General features: G+C 64.4%; 15 protein-coding genes. 7 read left to right on the top strand and 8 right to left on the bottom strand.

Annotated elements, in window-relative coordinates; genetic code table 11:
• Positions 1-19: 19 nt before the first annotated feature.
• From hutG to hutI, 3 genes are read right to left on the bottom strand one after another with little or no spacing between them, the layout of a single operon-like run.
• The gene (gene hutG, locus OHD58_RS20860) at positions 20-838 is read right to left on the bottom strand and encodes an N-formylglutamate deformylase (protein ID WP_263805340.1); all 819 of its coding nucleotides are present in this window, start codon (positions 836-838) and stop codon (positions 20-22) included.
• Positions 835-2,379 (bottom strand): histidine ammonia-lyase, encoded by a 1,545-nt coding sequence (gene hutH, locus OHD58_RS20855; protein ID WP_263805339.1) that lies wholly within the window; start codon positions 2,377-2,379, stop codon positions 835-837. Before hutH ends, hutG begins: the two co-directional genes overlap by 4 nt.
• Positions 2,376-3,605: an imidazolonepropionase gene (gene hutI / locus OHD58_RS20850; protein WP_263805338.1), complete on the bottom strand. Its 1,230-nt coding sequence runs from the start codon at positions 3,603-3,605 to the stop codon at positions 2,376-2,378. Before hutI ends, hutH begins: the two co-directional genes overlap by 4 nt.
• 100 nt (positions 3,606-3,705) lie before the next feature.
• Here hutI and OHD58_RS20845 point away from each other — a divergent pair, with 100 nt between their 5' ends.
• Together OHD58_RS20845 and hutC are read left to right on the top strand one after the other, a co-directional pair.
• Positions 3,706-5,061: a formimidoylglutamate deiminase gene (locus OHD58_RS20845; protein ID WP_263805336.1), complete on the top strand. Its 1,356-nt coding sequence runs from the start codon at positions 3,706-3,708 to the stop codon at positions 5,059-5,061.
• A gap of 50 nt (positions 5,062-5,111) precedes the next feature.
• A complete protein-coding gene (gene hutC / locus OHD58_RS20840) occupies positions 5,112-5,855 on the top strand; it encodes a histidine utilization repressor (RefSeq protein WP_412177263.1) in 744 nt (247 codons plus the stop codon).
• Between the two features lie 167 nt (positions 5,856-6,022).
• Here the strand turns inward: hutC and OHD58_RS20835 are convergent, their stop codons facing one another.
• Together OHD58_RS20835 and OHD58_RS20830 are read right to left on the bottom strand one after the other, a co-directional pair.
• On the bottom strand, positions 6,023-6,367 hold the full coding sequence (locus OHD58_RS20835; protein WP_263805334.1) for a RidA family protein: 345 nt from the start codon (positions 6,365-6,367) through the stop codon (positions 6,023-6,025).
• Positions 6,368-6,409: 42 nt separating this feature from the next.
• A complete protein-coding gene (locus OHD58_RS20830) occupies positions 6,410-7,522 on the bottom strand; it encodes an NAD(P)/FAD-dependent oxidoreductase (RefSeq protein ID WP_263805332.1) in 1,113 nt (370 codons plus the stop codon).
• A gap of 266 nt (positions 7,523-7,788) precedes the next feature.
• Here OHD58_RS20830 and OHD58_RS20825 point away from each other — a divergent pair, with 266 nt between their 5' ends.
• Positions 7,789-9,195, top strand: coding sequence for an alginate export family protein (locus OHD58_RS20825; RefSeq protein WP_263805331.1), 1,407 nt, complete (start codon positions 7,789-7,791; stop codon positions 9,193-9,195).
• A 112-nt stretch (positions 9,196-9,307) separates the two neighbouring features.
• Positions 9,308-10,534: a serine hydrolase domain-containing protein gene (locus OHD58_RS20820; RefSeq protein ID WP_412177262.1), complete on the top strand. Its 1,227-nt coding sequence runs from the start codon at positions 9,308-9,310 to the stop codon at positions 10,532-10,534.
• A 59-nt stretch (positions 10,535-10,593) separates the two neighbouring features.
• Here OHD58_RS20820 and OHD58_RS20815 read toward each other — a convergent pair whose 3' ends face one another.
• Together OHD58_RS20815 and OHD58_RS20810 are read right to left on the bottom strand one after the other, a co-directional pair.
• The gene (locus tag OHD58_RS20815; protein ID WP_263805330.1) at positions 10,594-12,453 is read right to left on the bottom strand and encodes an ABC transporter ATP-binding protein; all 1,860 of its coding nucleotides are present in this window, start codon (positions 12,451-12,453) and stop codon (positions 10,594-10,596) included.
• 165 nt (positions 12,454-12,618) lie between these two features.
• Complete coding sequence (locus OHD58_RS20810; RefSeq protein WP_263805329.1) at positions 12,619-13,353, bottom strand: DUF1194 domain-containing protein; 735 nt, start codon at positions 13,351-13,353, stop codon at positions 12,619-12,621.
• Between the two features lie 160 nt (positions 13,354-13,513).
• On the opposite strand from OHD58_RS20810, the gene OHD58_RS20805 reads away from it, so the two are divergent.
• Positions 13,514-15,550 (top strand): BTAD domain-containing putative transcriptional regulator, encoded by a 2,037-nt coding sequence (locus tag OHD58_RS20805; protein ID WP_263805328.1) that lies wholly within the window; start codon positions 13,514-13,516, stop codon positions 15,548-15,550.
• 10 nt (positions 15,551-15,560) lie between these two features.
• On the opposite strand, the gene OHD58_RS20800 is transcribed toward OHD58_RS20805, so the two are convergent.
• The gene (locus OHD58_RS20800) at positions 15,561-15,950 is read right to left on the bottom strand and encodes a Fur family transcriptional regulator (protein WP_263805326.1); all 390 of its coding nucleotides are present in this window, start codon (positions 15,948-15,950) and stop codon (positions 15,561-15,563) included.
• 145 nt (positions 15,951-16,095) lie between these two features.
• On the opposite strand from OHD58_RS20800, the gene aztA reads away from it, so the two are divergent.
• Together aztA and aztB are read left to right on the top strand one after the other, a co-directional pair.
• Entirely contained in the window at positions 16,096-16,956 is an 861-nt protein-coding gene (aztA, locus tag OHD58_RS20795; protein WP_263805325.1) for a zinc ABC transporter ATP-binding protein AztA, read from the top strand.
• Between the two features lie 3 nt (positions 16,957-16,959).
• The gene (aztB, locus tag OHD58_RS20790) at positions 16,960-17,826 is read left to right on the top strand and encodes a zinc ABC transporter permease AztB (protein WP_263805324.1); all 867 of its coding nucleotides are present in this window, start codon (positions 16,960-16,962) and stop codon (positions 17,824-17,826) included.
• Positions 17,827-17,830: the final 4 nt, after the last annotated feature.

Genomic DNA, 17,830 nt, shown 5'->3' with positions numbered 1-17,830 from the left:
TCCGGTGAATTGGGTGGCGTCAGCCGCGCGCCCAGTCGCGCGCGGTCGTCAAAATCTTCTCCAGCGTCGCGCGCATCGGCGCCGCGAACTCCGGATCGTATTGCGTCGGCCAGTTCTCCGGTCCGACCGGACCGATCGGCTCGCGCATGTAGCCGCGGTTGGACAATTCCATCTGCAGGGCATGCACGCCCTTGGCGGGGTCGCCGTAATGCCGGGTGATCCAGCCGCCCTTGAAACGGCCATTGACGACATGCGTCTCGCCGCTCTCGGCCATGATCTGCGTGACCTGTGCCTGCAAAGCGGGATCGGCGCTCTTGCCGTCATTGGTACCGAGGTTGAACACCGGCAACGTGCCCTCGAACAGTCTCGGGATCACCGAGCGGATCGAGTGGCAATCGTAGAGCACGACCTTCGGATGCAGGCCGCGCAGGCGATGGAGTTCGCCCTGCAGTGCCGCATGATACGGCTCGAAATAGGTTTTCCGCCGCCGGTCGATGTCCGCCGGCCCCGGCTCTTCGCCGCCGCGGTAGAGCGGGTCGCCATCGAAGGTCTCGGTCGGGCACAGGCCGGTCGTGGTCTGGCCGGGATAGAGCGAGGCGCCGGACGGGTCGCGGTTGACGTCGATGATGGTGCGCGAGATCGCCGTGTGCACGACCGTCGCACCAAGCCCTGCGGCAAAGTCGTAGAGCTTGTCGATCCACCAGTCGCAGTCGCGCTGGCCGAGCCAGCGGGAGGTCAGCCGCGGCTCGAATTCGGCAAGATCGATGCCGGTGTGCGGCAGGCTGACCAGCAGCGGCGTGTCACCCTGATGAACGGTGAGCCAGGAAGGATGGGTCATGCGCCTTCTCCCGAAATCCTCGGCAGCGCAATCGCCCCCGCCGCATGGACAATCGCCCCGCTTCTCACCAGCGTGATCGCCTTGTCCATGTCGGGGTGGAAATGCCGGTCATTGTCGAGATGCCGCACCTGCGCCCGTATCGCGTCGCGCACCGCTTCCAGCGCATCGCTGGATTTCAGCGGCTGGTGGAAATCGCAGCCTTGCGCGGCTGCCAGCAGTTCGATGCCGACCACGGCGGTCGCGTTCTCGACCATGCCGATCAGCCGCCGCGCCCCGTGCGCTGCCATCGACACATGGTCCTCCTGGTTGGCGGAGGTCGGGATCGAATCGACGCTCGCCGGATAGGCCTTCTGCTTGTTTTCGGAAACGAGTGCGGCCGCCGTCACCTGCGGAATCATGAAGCCCGAGTTCAGCCCCGGCTTCGGCGTCAGGAAAGCCGGCATGCCCGACAGCGCCGGATCGACCAGCATGGCGATGCGCCGTTCGGCGATCGAGCCGATTTCGCAGACGGCGAGCGCGATCATGTCGGCGGCGAACGCCACCGGCTCGGCATGGAAGTTGCCGCCCGAAAGTGCTGTATCGTCCTCGGCGAAGATCAACGGATTGTCGGAAACGCCGTTGGCTTCGGTCTCCAGCGTCGCCGCTGCCTGGCGCAGCACATCGAGTGCCGCGCCCATCACCTGCGGCTGGCAGCGCAGGCAGTATGGATCCTGCACGCGCTCGTCGCCGACCCGATGCGATTCCCTGATGGCGCTGCCCGCCATCAAGTCGCGCAACGCATCGGCCGTCTCGATCTGGCCGCGGTGTTTGCGCAACGCATGGATGCGCGGATCGAACGGCGCGTCGGAACCCTTGGCGGCATCTGTCGACAGCGCGCCGGTGACCAGTGCCGAACGATAAAGCACCTCCGCCTCGAACAGCCCGGCCAGTGCATAGGCTGTGGAAAACTGGGTCCCGTTGAGCAGCGCCAGACCTTCCTTCGGGCTGAGCGTCACCGGCTCCAGCCCATGCGACACGAAAGCGACCTTGGCCGGGAAAATGCCGTGCGGCGTATAACAGTCGCCGACGCCGATCATCGCCGCGGTCATGTGCGACAGCGGTGCGAGATCGCCGGAAGCGCCGACCGAGCCTTGCGCCGGCACCACCGGAATGACTTCGGCGGCAATCATCGCCTCCAGCAATTCCAGCGTCTTCGGCTGCACGCCGGAAGCGCCCTGAGCCAGGCTCGCCAGCTTCAGCGCCATCATCAGCCGCGCGATCTTTTCCGGCATCGGTTCGCCGACGCCGGCGGCGTGCGAAAGCACGATGTTCTTCTGCAGGGTCGCCAGATCGGCCGCCTCGATGCGCACGCTTGCCAGTTTGCCGAAGCCGGTGTTGATGCCGTAGACCGGCTCGCCCTTGGCAACGATGCGGGCGACGGCGTCGGCGCTCGCCTTGACGCGCGGCTTGCAGCTTTCATCAAGTTTGGGCACGGCGCCGCGATAGATGGCGCGCCAGTCGGCCAGCGTCGCGCTGCCGGGCTTCAGGACCAGTTCATTCATCTTCCCCTCCACACCCGCTGATGCAGCGGGTTGTAACCCATGCGATAGACAAGCTCGGCCGGGCGCTCGACGTCCCAGATGGCCAGGTCGGCCCATTTGCCGGCTTCCAGCGTGCCGGTCTCGCCCAGCAATCCAAGCGCGCGCGCGGCCTCGCGCGTCGTGCCGGCGATGCACTCGTCCACCGTCATGCCGAACAGCGTCGCCGCCATATTCATGGTCAGAAGCAGCGAGGTGAGCGGCGAGGTTCCCGGATTGTTGTCGGTGGCGACAGCCATCCTCACGCCATACCGGCGGAACAGGGCGAGCGGCGGCTTCTTCGTCTCGCGGATGAAATAAAAGGCGCCGGGCAGGATCACCGCGACCGTGCCGGCTTTTGCCATCGCCGCCGCACCGTCTTCGTCAGTGTATTCGAGGTGGTCCGCCGACAGCGCCCCGAAACTGGCGGCAAGTGCTGCGCCATGCAGGTTGGAAAGCTGATCGGCATGCAGTTTCACCGGCAGGCCAAGCGCCTTTGCCGCCGTGAAGACGCGGGAAATCTCGTCGGTCGAGAAGGCGATGCCTTCGCAGAAGCCATCGACGGCGTCGGCAAGTCCCGTTGCCGCGATCGCCGGCAGCATCTCGTCGACGACCTTGGCGATGTAGGCGCCCTTGTCGCCATTTGCTTCCGGTGGCAGCGCATGCGCGCCAAGGAAGGTCGTCCGCACCGTGACCGGCCGCTGTTCGCCAAGGCGCCGTGCGGCAGCCAGCGATTTCGATTCATTCTCCAGGTCGAGCCCGTAGCCCGACTTGATCTCGACCGTGGTGACGCCTTCGGCGATCAGCGCGTCGAGGCGCGGCAGCGACTCGGCCACCAGCTGCTCTTCGCTCGCGGCGCGCAGCGCCTTGACCGAGGAAACGATGCCGCCGCCCGCCCGCGCCACCTCTTCGTAGGTCGCGCCGGCAAGCCGCATCTCGAACTCGTTGGCGCGGTTGCCGGCATGCACCAGATGGGTGTGGCAATCGATCAGGCCGGGTGTGATCCAGCGGCCCTCGCAATCGATCTGTTCCGATCCCGCGAGCAAGGCGGCCGGCATTTCTGCTTCCGGCCCGGCATAGACGATGCGGCCCTGGCTGGCGACCACGGCGCCGTTCTCGACGACACCCAGCCCCTCCGCGCCCTCGGCCAGAGTGGCAAGGCGGGCGTTGCGCCAAAGGCGGTTCCGCGCACCCTTTTCCTCTTGCGGCATGATCTTTTCCGTTTCCATCCCGTTGCTTTTATGTATATACATATCAACGCATGACGCAAGGGCTTTATGCTGCGGCATTGACGGTACGGAGGAAAAGCCAGTGACAGCGGTTTTCGCGGACCAGGCCCTGCTGCCGAACGGATGGCAGCGCGACGTGCGGCTGACGGCGGAGGCCGGCCGCATCGCCACGATCGAAACCGGCGTCGCGCCCCGGTCCGGCGATGAACGCCACGCCATCCTGCTGCCCGGCATGCCCAATCTCCACAGCCACTCCTTCCAGCGCGGCATGGCGGGACTGGCAGAAGTGCGCGGGCCGTCGGCTGACAGTTTCTGGTCGTGGCGCGAGGTGATGTACCGGTTCGCCCTGTCGATGACACCCGGCCAGGTCGAGGCCGTCGCGGCCCAGCTCTACGTGGAGATGCTTGAAGCAGGCTTCAGCCGTGTCGGCGAATTTCACTACCTGCACCACGACCGTGACGGAAAGCCTTACGCGAACATCGCCGAGATGGGCGAGCGCATCGCGGCTGCCGCATCCACGACCGGCATCGGCCTCACGCTTCTGCCCGTATTTTATGCCCATTCCACCTTCGGCGGCGCCGCTCCCAATGAAGGCCAGCGCCGCTTCATCAACAGCCTCGACAGTTTTGCGCACCTGCTCGACGGCTGCCGCGCCGCCGCGACCGGCCTCGCAGGCGCCGTCGTCGGCGTCGCCCCGCACAGTCTTCGCGCGGTGACGCCGGAAGAGCTTGCCGCCGTCACCGGGATGGCCGGCGATGCCCCGATCCATATCCATATCGCAGAACAGGTGAAGGAGGTCGACGACTGCCTTGCCTGGTCGGGTGTGCGGCCGGTCGAATGGCTGCTGTCGCACGCCGATGTCGGTGCCCGCTGGTGCCTTATCCATGCCACCCACATGACCGACGCCGAAACACGGCAGATGGGCGAGAGCGGCGCGATCGCCGGGCTCTGCCCCATCACCGAGGCCAATCTCGGCGACGGCACTTTTGCCGCGCCCGCCTTCATCGCGCATGGCGGCCGTTTCGGTATCGGCTCGGACTCCAATGTGCTCATCGGTCTGCCCGACGAGCTGCGTCAGCTCGAATATTCGCAGCGCCTCGCATTGCGCGCCCGCAACGTGTTGTCGGTAGCCGGCGGCTCGACCGGCAGGGCGCTTTTCGAGGCGGCGCTGGAAGGCGGAGGCGCGGCCCTCGGCACCGGCCTGCCGGCACTGATGGCCGGCGCGCCGGCCGATTTCATCTCGCTGGATGCCACGCGGCCGTCGCTCGCCGGCAAATCCGGCGACGCCGTCCTCGACGCGTGGATTTTCGCCAACGGCACCGGCGTCGACTGCGCCTGGGTGCGCGGCAGGAAGCTGGTCGAAGCCGGTCGCCACCACCGGCGCGACGCCATCGCCGCGAAATTCCGCGCGACCATGCTGGAACTCGCCGGCTCATGAGATAAGGGTTGCCTGAGACGCGCCGCGTCAGGACGGATGATATGGCCGACATGGAAACGTTGCGGGAGGAGGAAGCAGGCGGCGAGCCGGTATCGCTCTACCAGCGCATTCTCGGCGATATCCGCGACCGCATCCTGTCGGGCGAGTGGCCGCCCGGCTACCGCATCCCGTTCGAGCACGAACTGACCACCCAGTACGGCTGCTCGCGCATGACCGTGAACAAGGCGCTGTCGCAACTGGCGAATGCCGGCCTCATCGAGCGCCGCCGACGCTCCGGCAGCTTCGTGCGGCGGCCGCAATTGCAGTCGGCTATCCTGGAAATCCACGACATCAAGGCTGAGGTCGACGCGCTCGGCCTGCCCTATCGCTACGAACTCGCCACCCGGCTGCAGAGAAAGGCGACGCGCGCCGATCTGGTCCGTCTCGACGTGCCGCTGCCGAGCACCGTGCTGGAGCTTTCCTGCCGGCATTTCGCGGGCGACCGCCCCTTTTGTCTGGAAGATCGGCTGATAAGCCTGGCGGCGGTGCCGGAGGTTGCGGACGAAAGCTTTGCCGAGATGGCACCGGGACCGTGGCTGGTCAGCCGCGTGCCATGGAACGCGGCCGAGCACGCGATCCGCGCCGTCGGCGCCGATGCCGCCACCGCCGCCGCCCTTGGCATCGCGGCCGGCACCGCCTGCCTGGTCATCGAGCGCCGGACGTGGAGCGCCGACCAACCGGTCACGCATGTGCGCCTGACCTACGCCGGCGACAGCCACGCGCTGGTGGCGCGATTCACGCCCTCGCAGGGTTAGCTTTCCTCTCCCGAGCAAGGACTTTGTCCCCCTCCCCCTTGTGGGGAGGGGTTAGGGGTGGGGGTACCTTGAAGCGCAAGTGTTCGGGCATCTACCCCCACCCTATATCCCTCCCCACAAGGGAGAGGGAGGCGGCAACGTCGCGCTCCGTTCTCAGCGAGAAGAAATCACACCGCAGCGGTAATGATGATCTCGACCTTGTACTCCGGCGTCGCCAGCTTGGCTTCGCCAGTGGCGCGGGCGGGCGCGTTCGGGCCGTCGACCCACTTGTCCCAGACCGAGTTCATCTCGGCGAAATCGGCCATGTCGGCCAGCCAGATGATCGCCTGCAGGATCTTCGACTTGTCCGAGCCGGCCTCCTTCAGCAGGCGGTCGACCGACGCCAGGACATCCCCGGTCTGCTCGGCGACGCTCTTGCCCGGCGTGCCTACCTGTCCGGCCAGGTAGACGGTGTTGCCGTGGATGACGGCCTGGCTCATGCGGGGACCGGCTTCGATGCGGCGGATGCTCATGGGCAATTTCCTTCTCTGCTTTGGTGTTTAACTATAAGGTGTTCAACTGCGGAACCGGTCCGGCGACAGCGCCGGAACCAGCGCCGCAAGATCGTCCGGCAGGTTCGTGCGCCTTATCGACTGTCCGGCCAGATGTGACAAGGCCGGCGCCGTCTGGATTCCATAGCCGCCGTGTCCGGCAAGCCAGAAAAAGTTCTCCGCCGTGCTATCGAAACCCGCCACCGGAGTGCGATCCGGGGCGAATGTGCGCAACCCCGCCCAGCTGCGCTCTACCCGCGTTACCGGCACATCCACCGCCTGCTCGAACCGGTAGAGCCCTTCGGCCATCACCATGTCGTCGACGAAGGCATCGTGCGGTTCGACCGGAATTTCCTCCGCCGGAGAGATGAACAGTTTCCCGGCATCCGGCTTGAAATACCAGCCTTCGGCGGCGTCGGCGACCAGCGGCCAGCCCATTATATCCAGCCCCTGCGGCGCCGGCACCACGGCGATCGAGCGCCGCATCGGCGTCAGACCGAGCGGCTCGACCCCGCTCTCCCTGGCGACACGATCGGCCCAGGCGCCTGCCGCATTGACCAGGATGTCGGCCCGGATGCGGCTTGTCGGCGTTTCGATTTCCCACTTGCCGCCTTCCCGCAATGCCCGCAGCAGCGGCGCTTTGGTCAGCACTTCGGCGCCGCCGCCGCGCGCCTTGCGCAGCCAGCCCTCGTGCAATGCCGCGACATCGATGTCCTGTGCGTCTTCCTCATAGGCGGCCGCCGCGATTTTTTCGGGCCGCAGCACCGGCACCTTCGCCACCGCCTCCGCGGCGCTGATCTCAAGCAACCCGTCGGCGGAAGCCAGCAGTTCGGCCTGCTTGGACAGGCCATCGGCGTCGGCGACATAGAGCAGGCCGCGCTGGACGAGCAGCGGCTGCGGAAACAGCGTCCGGTCGGCGCCTTCGAACAGCGGCGCGCTGGCGCGGCTCAGCGCCCTGATCGTGGCATTGCCGTAATTGCGAATGAAGGTCGCCGCCGAACGCCCGGTCGAATGATAACCCGGCCGGTCTTCCTGCTCGATCAGCACGACCTTGAAATCGCCAGCCAGTTCCGCCGCAACGCCGGCGCCGGCAATGCCCGCCCCAATGATCGCAATGTCGGTGTCGATATATCGCATGCTGAAGCCGCCGCTGTTGAAGAACGGCCCTCTCCTAGCGGCTTCGGCGCATTTTTCCCATGGTCCAGAGCGGTGGGAAGCTTTCCGTCAGCGGAAGCTGGTTCGCATCCCTCGCGTCAATCCTGGCCAGTTCAAAAGAAAGAGCCTCTTTCGCACCGGTTCCCGTGTATGGTGGCGGGAGCCTACCCGCTCAGGCGGTCCGGCAGGAATTGCAATCTCAACCCTGGATGATGATGCGACGCCGCCATCCATCGACAACAAGGGTAGTGCTTCTTGCGGCTATCCTGCTCGCGTCCACTGCTTCGCGCGCCGAAGACCGGATGCTCCTGCTCGACAATGACAGGCTGACCGTGCGCGCGCATTTGCAGGCCGGACTGAACGCAGTGGCCGAAAACAACCTGTTCTGGAATTTCGCCGACACGTTCGCGCCGTCGTCGGATTTCGACCCCAACAAGCAGTGGCTGGAGGGTTACCTGAAACCCGGCCTCAGCTTCACCACGGATCTTGGCGGCAATCTCACCGGATATGGCAAGGGATCGATCGTCGTTTCCGGCACGCTCGGCATCGATGCCTACGACATCGGCAACACCGGCCGCATCACACTCGAGGAAGGCTATCTCGGCTTTCGCTCGACCGCGGACAAGGACCTGTCATTCGACGTTTCGCTCGGTCCGCGCGAATTCAAGGCCGGCACCGGCATGCTGATCGCCAACGGCGGCAACAGCGGGTTCGAGCGTGGAGCGCTCAAATTCGGACCGCGCAAGGCCTGGGAAATGGCCGCGCTTGGAACGCTCTCCTACGACGATCTCAACGGAACCGTATTTTACCTGCGGCCCAACGAACTGCCCGGCAGCAGCAGCGGCACGACGCTGATCGGCACCGATCTGCGATACGACTGGACGCCCGACAGTTTTACCGGCGTCACCTTCGGCCACGTCTTGAAATCGACCTCGCCCTATCCGCAAGCGGCACCGGACGGGATCGGGCCGCCGACTATCCTGCCCGACGGCCGCGACGGCCTGAACTTCGTCAATGCCTACGCCATCGGGACGCCATTCCCGGAAATTTCCGAAAATTTCTTCGCCGGCGCCGAATTCGCCTATGAATGGAACGACCGCATTGACATGTCGGCCTGGGCCGGACGCGCCCATGTGGGATACGTCTTTGCGGATATTGCGTGGTCGCCGACGCTTGCCCTCTCGTATCAGACATTTTCGGGTGACGATCCCTCCACCGCCAGGCTCGAGCGCTTCGATCCGCTTTTCTATGAAGGCAGCCCAAGCAACTGGTCGACCGGATCGAAGTCATCGATGGTGTTCATCAACTCCAATGTGAGTTCATATCAGGTCAGCTTACGTGTCACCCCAACGGAACGCGATACCTTCACGTTGCGCTACGCGCATATTCGCGCCAACGAGTTGCTCAGCCCGATCCAGTTCGGCCAGGGCACGCGCGTCGAGACGTCCGGCGGCGTGCCAAGCCCTGTTGCGGGGGTCACCAACCATCATCTCTCGGATGACATCTTTCTCGAATACAACCGCGTACTGAACCCGAATACCTATCTCACGGTCGGGCTGAGCGCTTCGTTTCCCGGACCGGGTATCGACTCTGTCGTCCAAGCCGACGCCCCAACCTGGACAGGAGGGTTTGCCAATGTCGTCGTCAATTTCTGAAGCCGGCGCAACGGCCCGTCGGGTGGCACGGTGGGGGAGATCCATGCTGGCCGCTCTTGCCTTCGGGGCAGCGATGCTGCCCACGATGTCTCATGCGCAGGAGGGGAAGACGATGACCGCGGAAGAGTCCGATCCCATGAAACTCGGCTGGATGGCCGGTTCGCCGCCGCCGCCCGACAAGATCATCCGCTTCACTGATCCCGATTATTTCAGCTTTCCAAAGATGCGCTGGACCGTCTGCCATTTCCGCCAGTTGATGCCGACGGTCAATGTCAGTCGCGGGCTGGGGGCGCCGACGCCCCTGCCGCGACAGATCGACGACACCATCGACGGTCTGACATTCACCCCGCTCGGCAGCGACAAGCCGATGACATGGGCGCAGTCGCTCGCGGCCAATTATACCGACGGCATTGTCGTCCTGCATGAGGGCGTCGTGGTCTATGAACGTTACTCCGGATGCCTCGATGATGCCGGCCAGCATGGCGCCATGTCGGTGACCAAATCGCTGACCGGGCTGCTCGGCGAGATGCTCGTTGCGGAAGGCGCTCTGGACGAAAATGCCGAGGTCGCCACCATCGTTCCGGAACTGGCAGCCAGCGCTTTCGGCGACGCAACCGTCCGGCAGGTGCTCGAAATGACCACCGGGCTGAAATACAGCGAGGATTATGCCGATCCGGAAGCCGATGTCTGGAAATATGGCGCTGCCGGCAACCCGCTGCCAAAGCCGGCCGACTACACCGGTCCGCGCAGCTATTTCGAATATCTCCAGACCGTTCGCAAGCAAGGCGAGCACGGCGCGGCGTTCGGCTACAAGACAATCAACACCGACGCGCTCGGCTGGATCATCGCGCGGGTCGCCGGCAAACCGGTTTCAGACCTCCTTTCGGAGCGTATCTGGAGCAGGATGGGCGCCGAGCAGGATGCCTATCTCACAGTCGATTCCATTGGCACACCCTACGCGGGCGGCGGCCTCAATGCCGGGTTGCGCGACATGGCGCGGATCGGCCAGTTGCTGCTCGACGGCGGCACGATCAACGGCCAGCGGCTGGTACCGGAAGCCGCGATCGAGCGCATTCGGGCCGGCGGCGACAAGGTTGCATTCGCGAAGGGCGGATATCCCCTGCTCAAGGGCTGGAGCTACCGTGGCATGTGGTGGATTTCCCACAACGCGCACGGCGCGTTCATGGCGCGCGGCGTGCACGGACAGGCGATCTACATTGACCCGACCGCCCGCATGGTGATCGCGCGGTTCGCATCCAACCCCCTGGCCAGCAACGCCGCCAACGACCCGACCTCATTGCCGGCTTACGAGGCTGTAGCCAGATATCTGATGAAATGACGGCAGCGCCTTCCGAGCCGTCGCACGGCGGCAAGGACCTCCGGCGCACGTGAGATGGCTCATGTCTCTTCGACGGCGTCTGCGATGTAGCCGCCGGTCTGCCGCTTCCACAGCCGGGCGTAGAGCCCGTCGCGTTCGAGCAGCGCGGACGGCGTTCCCTCCTCGACGATGCGGCCTTCGTCGAGCACGACGATTCGGTCCATGCTGGCAATCGTCGAGAGACGGTGGGCGATCGCGATGACCGTCTTGCCCTCCATCAGGAGTGCGAGCTTGTCCTGCACCGCCGCCTCGGCTTCGCTGTCCAGCGCGGATGTCGCCTCGTCGAGAACAAGGATCGGCGCATCCTTCAGCAGCACCCGGGCAATCGCCACGCGCTGGCGCTGGCCGCCGGAAAGTTTCACCCCGCGGTCGCCGACGAAAGCGTCGTAACCGCTGCGGCCTTCGCCGTCCTTGAGGCCGGCGATGAAGCCATCGGCTTCGGCAAGTGCTGCGGCGCGTTCTATCTCCTGCTGCGAGGCGTCGGGTTTGCCGTAGCGGATGTTGTCGCCGACGGAGCGGTGCAGCAGAGACACATCCTGGGTGACGACGCCGATGCTTTCCCTGAGGCTGGCCTGGGTCACGCTGCTTATATCCTGACCGTCGATGCGGATCGCTCCCCCCTTCAGATCGAAGAACCTCAAGAGCAGGCTGACCAGCGTCGACTTGCCGGCCCCGGACAGGCCGACGAGCCCTACCTTCTCGCCCGCCTGCACGGTGAGCGACAGGCCTTCAATCACTCCCTGGCCCTGCCGGTATTCAAAGGCAATGTTTTCGAACTCGACCTCTCCGGCCGACACAGAGAGCGGCCTGGCGTTCGGCGCGTCGGTTATGGTCGGAGGCGTCGTCACCACCGGCATCGCGTCGCGGATCGTGCCCACTGCCTGGAATATCTGCTGCCCCATCTGCAGGAAGGTGCGGGAATTGGCGTTGAGGCGCCCGACGATGGCGATCGAGGCGACGAACTGGCCGATCGTGACGAAGCCGGCGACGAGGCCCCATAGACCGACGGCCGCGTTGCTAAGCACCAGCATGACGTTGAAGAAGACGACGGCGCTGTCGGTCGTCAGATGGATACGCCTCTCGCGTTGCTGGGTCTCGATGACGTCGCCCATGAAGCTGCGCATGGTGCCCGCCTCGCTGTCCTCCGCCGCGAACAGCTTGACCATCTGTATGTTGCTGTAGAGGTCGGTCATGGCGCCGACGACAAGGCTGCGCGCCCGCGCCGTCCGGCGCGACCGTGAGGAATATTGCGGCACCGCCACCACTGCGAGCGTGACGTTCGCCGCGATCCAGACCAGCACCGGCAGCGCCAGCGGCCAGGACAGTGCTGCAAGCAATGTGAGCGACCCGACAAACTGCACCAGGAAAAGCGGCACGCTGTAGAAGGCGACGACGATCTGCTGCTGCACCGCGGAGGCGACCTGCGAGATGCGCGTCGCCACCTGGCCGGCGAACAGGTCGTGGAAGAAAGCAAGGTCCTGGCGCTCCACCGCCTTGTGGCCCTGCCATTGCATGGCCGCCGGCATGCAGACCGCCACGACCTGCGAGGCCAGCGTATTGCCGAGGAAGATGAGCAGCGGCAGCACGGGGAAAATCAGCACGCCGAGAATCGCGAGTGTCGGCCAGTCTTCCGCAAGGAAGGTCGCCGCGCCCTTCGCGGTCACCCCGTCCACGATGAAGGACGTGCCCCAGATGGTCGCGAGGTTGACGCCCTCGACCGCCATCATGAGGACGGCAATGGCGACGAGCACGCCGCGGAACATCCGCGAGAAATGCAGAACCAGCGCGAATGGTCCGCTTGCCGGCAGCGGCGCATAGGGAATGTCCAGCGGACGGATGAGCGTCTCGAACGGACGGTAGACGAAGTCTGACAACGACATGGCGTGGACCGGGCGACGGAAGGGAATCGCCGGTAGTTAAACACGGATCACCGCTCGGCGGGAAAAACTCGAAAGCCATCGGCCCGGATGCGGCGCAACCCGTCGGCGGAGGCCAGCAATTCCGCGTGCTTGGACAGGCCATCAGCCCTTCGCCAAAGTTATCCGTCAGTTCTCGGATGGGGGATATGGATCAGCGTTCAGGCTTATTTCGGTCACCAGTTTCCGGCGGAGGGCCGCAACGTAGTCGCCTGTGTCTCTCGGCGTTATCACGAAGGCCTGAGGGCCGCCGATGACATTGTCGGTGAAGTAGGTTGCCAACCGATAGTCAGGGTTCTCGTCTTGCGCCGGAATCGCGATCGCGTTGATCGTGTATCCTTTGGCTATCGCCTTCAACCTGCTCTCGTGAACGGGCAGCCCGTCATTGTTCTCGCCGTTGGCAGAGATGTCGATCACCTTTTGGGCCGCTTTTCCGGGAAACTGGTCAAGGAGCAGGCTTCCGACGTCGATGGCTGAGGAAACGGATGTTCCACCCCGGCCCCTGCGGCTGAAGCCGGTGTCGCCCTTGTCCCTGATCACCAATGCGGCAGCTTCGGCATCCTCAGGCCCGCAGATTCTTGTCCAGGGCAACACGTTCTGTCCGCGTCCGGGGCTCGACCACTCAAAATAAGCCACGCTGATGCAACCTAGATAGTTGCGGGCAATGGCCGAAACGATTTCGGGCGAAGTGAGTGCCGCGGCATGTCCCTCGCGCTGCAGATCGGCTAGGGCTGGATCGATCGAGGACGAGATATCGACCGCGAACACGATCGCGACATCGACCTCGGTGGCATGTGCCTGCAAACCCCAAAACACTGAAGCCGCAAGTGTCCTCGCTGCTACCGAGAGTAGATTTGCCCCCATTGCTGGCTCCGACCGGTTGTTCTGTCAGCGTTCTGCCCGGTTATTCTTTCGGAATTTTAGTTGAACTGCCGTCACGACGGCGCTTGGACACTGGACGGCATGGCTTGTGCGGCGTTATTTTTGAATTAGTATTTCGCTAATACAATGGTCCCAAGCCCAAATGCCGACTGACGACCGCATTGCCGGACTCAGAATTTTTCTTTTCGGCGGCTTCCGAGTCGAAAGAGAACGGGACGGTCAGATCTGGCTGGCCGGCAAGAGGGGCCCTGCCATCATCGCATACCTTGCCCGATGTCCGGGCATGGCGGCGCCGAGGGAAAAGCTGGCCGACTTGCTCTGGGGCGACAGCGATGGCGAACATTCGCGCAACAGCCTGCGGCAGACCCTCAGCGTTCTGCGCCGGGACCTGATGCGGGCAGGCGTGGATATCGTCGAATCCCGGAAGGATATGATCCACCTGAGGGCGGATGCGGTTGCAGTTGATGTTGACGACTTTGAAGCGGGGTTAGTTGGCCGCGCTGCGCAAGAACTCGAAACGGCTCTGGCGGTTTACAGCGGGCCGTTTCTCGACGGCTTCTATCTGGGAAGCAACATGTTCGACGACTGGGCAGCCCTGGAACGCGACAGGCTGCTGGACTGCGCGCTTGAATCCTTCGAAAGACTTGCCCGTCTCGTAGACGTGGAAGCCGGGCTGGTCTTGGCCGATCGGCTTCTGGCAATGGAACCGACGAGGGAAGCATCCTACCGGCTCAAGATGGAATTGCTGGTTGCTTGCGGTAGGCGCGACAGGGCTTTGCGGACATACGAGACTTGCAGGAGCATGCTGAAGAAGGAATTTGACGTCGATGTAAGCCCGGAGACGCGAGCTTTGTGGCAATCCCTGCATTCGGCTGCCGATGCGGGTTCAAATTCCATCCAAGGGCAGCCGGCAATTGGCGTTCCGGCTGGCCAGCGCTTCGGGCGCCCGTCCATCGGCGTCGCCGACTTTGTCAATCTGACGGGAGAGCGAAGCGACGACTATTTCGCTAAGGGGCTCGTTCAGGACATCACCACGGCGCTTTCCCAGCAGCGCAACTATGTCGTGATTTCAGGCCTGCCGCCCATCGGGCAGGATGGTGGAACCCTGGACACCGCGAGAATATGGGGCACAAGCGCGGGTCGCTATATCCTGAACGGCACCGTGCAGCGATCCGGCAGCGAACTGAGGGTGAACATCCAGCTCAACGATGCCGGCAACGGTCAAAATGTCTGGGCGCAAAGGTTCGACGGTCGGTCCCAGGAAGGGCTCGAATTCCAGGACGGGATCGCACAGTCTGTCGTGTCCGCGCTCAGTATCGAGTTGCACCTGAGCCGCAGAAGAGTTCACGACAGGAGCCCGCCCGGCAGCCCCGAGGTCCGCAGGTTGGTGAACGAAGCCCTCACCAAGCTTTATGAAATGAACCGGGACTCGGCATCGATCGCCATAAAGCTTGCCGAGGAGGCAATTGCGATTGCGCCGGGCAACGCACGCGCCATGCGGACGCTGTCTGTCGCAACATCCGTGGGTCTTGCCCTCGGGGCGCTTCCGGCAGGGCAGGAGCACATCGACCTTGCCTTACGGCTCGCGGAAGCTTCGGTGCAGGCGGTGCCTGACGACGAGATCGCCCGCTGCGTATTGTCGTTCGCTCTCGAATGTGACGGCCGCATAGACGAAGCGATTGTCGAATGCCGCCACGCAATCAGCCTCAATCCAAGCTATCCCATTGCTCACGGGGATCTCGCGGAACTCTACGCCTTGCGCGGGCAGGTAAACGAGGCACTGCACGAGGCCAATGAGTCAATCCGGCTTGGAGCCCCTGATGTCACCGACTTCTGGCGTCACCACAGCATGGCATTGGCCCACTTCGCCGGCGGGAGCGATCAACGGGCTCTCGAAGTTGCTCGCAAAGTGGTGCGGATGAAACCAGGTTTCGTTCGGGGCGCCCTGCATTGGGCTGCGGCGGCATCGGCAACAGGAAACAGTGCAGAGGCCTCGCGAGCCATCCATCACTGCCTGACGCAACTCCCGCATCTCAATATGAGCAATGTCTCACCCGGTTTTGTGCCACGCTACGTGAAAGACCATCATCACTCACGGTTCCTTGAAATGCTGTCGAGAGCGGGACTTCCGGGTTCTCAGGGCACCATTCCTTCGGAAGGGACCGTGCTTCAAGGATAATTTTGAAAACCTAGGCGCAGTTCGCGCAGTCGCCGCGGATTTCGATCGTCGTCTTGGTGGCGTGGAAGCCGCTCTTGCCCGCCCAGTCCTTCAGCCGCTTCTCCACCACCTCGTCGGAAAACTCCGAAACCTGGCCGCATTTTTCGCAGATCGCGAAGGCGGTCAGCCCGTGCGCGTGGTCATGGTCGTGCGCACAGGCGACAAAGGCGTTGAGGCTTTCCAGCCGATGCACAAGACCGCGCTCCAAAAGCTTCTCCAGCGCCCGGTAGACCTGCAGCGGTGCGCGGAACCCCTCGTCGCGCAGCTGGTCGAGGATCGTGTAGGCGCTGAGCGGGCCGCCGGCGCGCGACAGCGCGTTCAGCACCAGCGTCTGGTTTTTGGTCAGGTCGACGGTACTCAAATCATTCGGCTCCCGGCTGCCTCTGCATAACCTTCTCAGCGGCGATACACAATAACATTACGTTTTCGATTGACATATGTAATAACGTTACATATCCAGTTCCAGCCGGGCGCGACATTGCGTCCCGAAATCTACCGGACGCCGCATGACCGAAGCCAGCCTGACCTTCCGCGACCTGACGCTCGGCTATTACAGCCACCCGGCGGTGCACCACCTCGACGGCACCGTCGCGCGTGGTTCGCTGACGGCCATCGTCGGTCCCAACGGCTCCGGCAAGTCGACGCTGATGAAGGGCATCGTCGGCGTGCTCGAGCCGATGTCCGGCGAGGTCCTGCGCCGCAACGGCGCGCGCGTCGCCTACCTGCCGCAGCAATCCGAGATCGACCGCAGCTTTCCCGCCCGCGTGGTCGATCTCGTCTCGCTAGGCCTGTGGCCGAAGCGCGGCCTGCTCGGCCGCTTCACCGCCGAGGACCGCGCCAGCGTGTCGAAAGCGCTGATGGCGGTCGGTATGGAAGGCTTCGAAGCCCGCCCCATCGACACGCTGTCCGGCGGCCAGTTGCAGCGCGCCCTGTTTGCCCGCGTCCTGGTGCAGGACGCCGACCTGATCCTGCTCGACGAGCCGTTCAACGCGGTCGACGCCAAGACCGTCGGCGACCTGATCGAGCTGATCAAACGCTGGCACGGCGAGAGCCGCACGGTGATGGTCGTCGTCCACGACCTCGACCTGGTGCGGGCGCATTTCCCCGAAACCCTGCTTCTGGCGCGCCATCCCGTCGCGTGGGGCGAGACCCGGGAAACCTTGCTCCCGGAAAACCTGCTCAAGGCACGCCGCTTCAACGAGGCATGGAGCGACGACGCGCCATGGTGCGACGCGCCCGAGACCGGCGATCACGCGCATGCGCATAGTCATGACCACGCCCATGACGGCCACGATCATTCCCATCACGACCATCACCATCACGACGGCCCCGCCGAGCATCTCCACACCGGCAGCGGCAAGGCCTGAACCATGTATGATTTCCTGATCGCCCCGTTCGCCGATTTCGCCTTCATGCGCAGCGCGCTCTACGGCTCGCTGGCGTTGGCGCTGAGTTCCTGCCCGGTCGGCGTCTTCCTGATGCTGCGCCGCATGAGCCTCACCGGCGACGCGATGGCGCACGCCATCCTGCCGGGAGCGGCGACCGGCTTCCTGCTGTTCGGCCTCAACATCGTGCCGATGACCATCGGCGGCCTTATCGCCGGCGTCGTGGTGGCGCTCGGCGCGGGCGCGGTCTCCCGCTTCACCATCCAGAAGGAAGACGCCTCGATGGCCGCCTTCTACCTGATCTCGCTGGCGCTCGGCGTCCTGATGGTGTCGATACGCGGCTCCAGCGTCGACCTGATGCACGTTCTGTTCGGCACCGTGCTGGCGCTGAACGATGCCGCGCTCACCCTGATCGGCGTCATTGCCGCGATAACGCTGGTCACGCTGGCGATCTTCTGGCGCGCGCTGGTCGCCGAATGCCTCGACCCGCTGTTCCTGCGCTCGGTCAGCCGTTTCGGCACGCCGGTGCATTTCATCTTCCTGGCGCTGGTCGTGCTCAATCTGGTCGGCGGCTTCCAGGCGCTGGGAACGCTGCTTTCCGTCGGGCTGATGATGCTGCCGGCCGCCGCCGCGCGCTTCTGGACGGTGCGGCTCGAACCGATGATCGCGCTGGCGGTCGTCATCGGCGCCGTCTCCTGCGTCGCCGGTCTGCTTCTCTCCTACCATTTCTCGCTGCCATCCGGACCCGCCATCATCCTGTCGGCGGGCGCCGTCTACCTCGCTTCCATCGTCGCCGGCACCCGCGGCATCCTCAGTTCGCGCGTGCGCCATCACCGGCACCGCACCGCCTGATTTT

The organism is Mesorhizobium sp. ZC-5, from assembly GCF_025753855.1.
In the GTDB taxonomy this organism is placed as follows: domain Bacteria; phylum Pseudomonadota; class Alphaproteobacteria; order Rhizobiales; family Rhizobiaceae; genus Neomesorhizobium.
Note: the sequence above shows the minus strand (reverse complement) of the source record. Positions and strands in the feature narration are given on the sequence as shown.

Coding starts and splice junctions, on each gene's coding strand:
- hutG (WP_263805340.1), bottom strand. CDS start 838: ATGACCCATCCTTCCTGGCTCACCGTTCATCAGGGTGACACGCCGCTG.
- hutH (WP_263805339.1), bottom strand. CDS start 2,379: ATGAATGAACTGGTCCTGAAGCCCGGCAGCGCGACGCTGGCCGACTGG.
- hutI (WP_263805338.1), bottom strand. CDS start 3,605: ATGCCGCAAGAGGAAAAGGGTGCGCGGAACCGCCTTTGGCGCAACGCC.
- hutC (WP_412177263.1), top strand. CDS start 5,112: ATGGAAACGTTGCGGGAGGAGGAAGCAGGCGGCGAGCCGGTATCGCTC.
- OHD58_RS20835 (WP_263805334.1), bottom strand. CDS start 6,367: ATGAGCATCCGCCGCATCGAAGCCGGTCCCCGCATGAGCCAGGCCGTC.
- OHD58_RS20830 (WP_263805332.1), bottom strand. CDS start 7,522: ATGCGATATATCGACACCGACATTGCGATCATTGGGGCGGGCATTGCC.
- OHD58_RS20820 (WP_412177262.1), top strand. CDS start 9,308: ATGACCGCGGAAGAGTCCGATCCCATGAAACTCGGCTGGATGGCCGGT.
- OHD58_RS20815 (WP_263805330.1), bottom strand. CDS start 12,453: ATGTCGTTGTCAGACTTCGTCTACCGTCCGTTCGAGACGCTCATCCGT.
- OHD58_RS20810 (WP_263805329.1), bottom strand. CDS start 13,353: ATGGGGGCAAATCTACTCTCGGTAGCAGCGAGGACACTTGCGGCTTCA.
- OHD58_RS20805 (WP_263805328.1), top strand. CDS start 13,514: ATGCCGACTGACGACCGCATTGCCGGACTCAGAATTTTTCTTTTCGGC.
- aztA (WP_263805325.1), top strand. CDS start 16,096: ATGACCGAAGCCAGCCTGACCTTCCGCGACCTGACGCTCGGCTATTAC.
- aztB (WP_263805324.1), top strand. CDS start 16,960: ATGTATGATTTCCTGATCGCCCCGTTCGCCGATTTCGCCTTCATGCGC.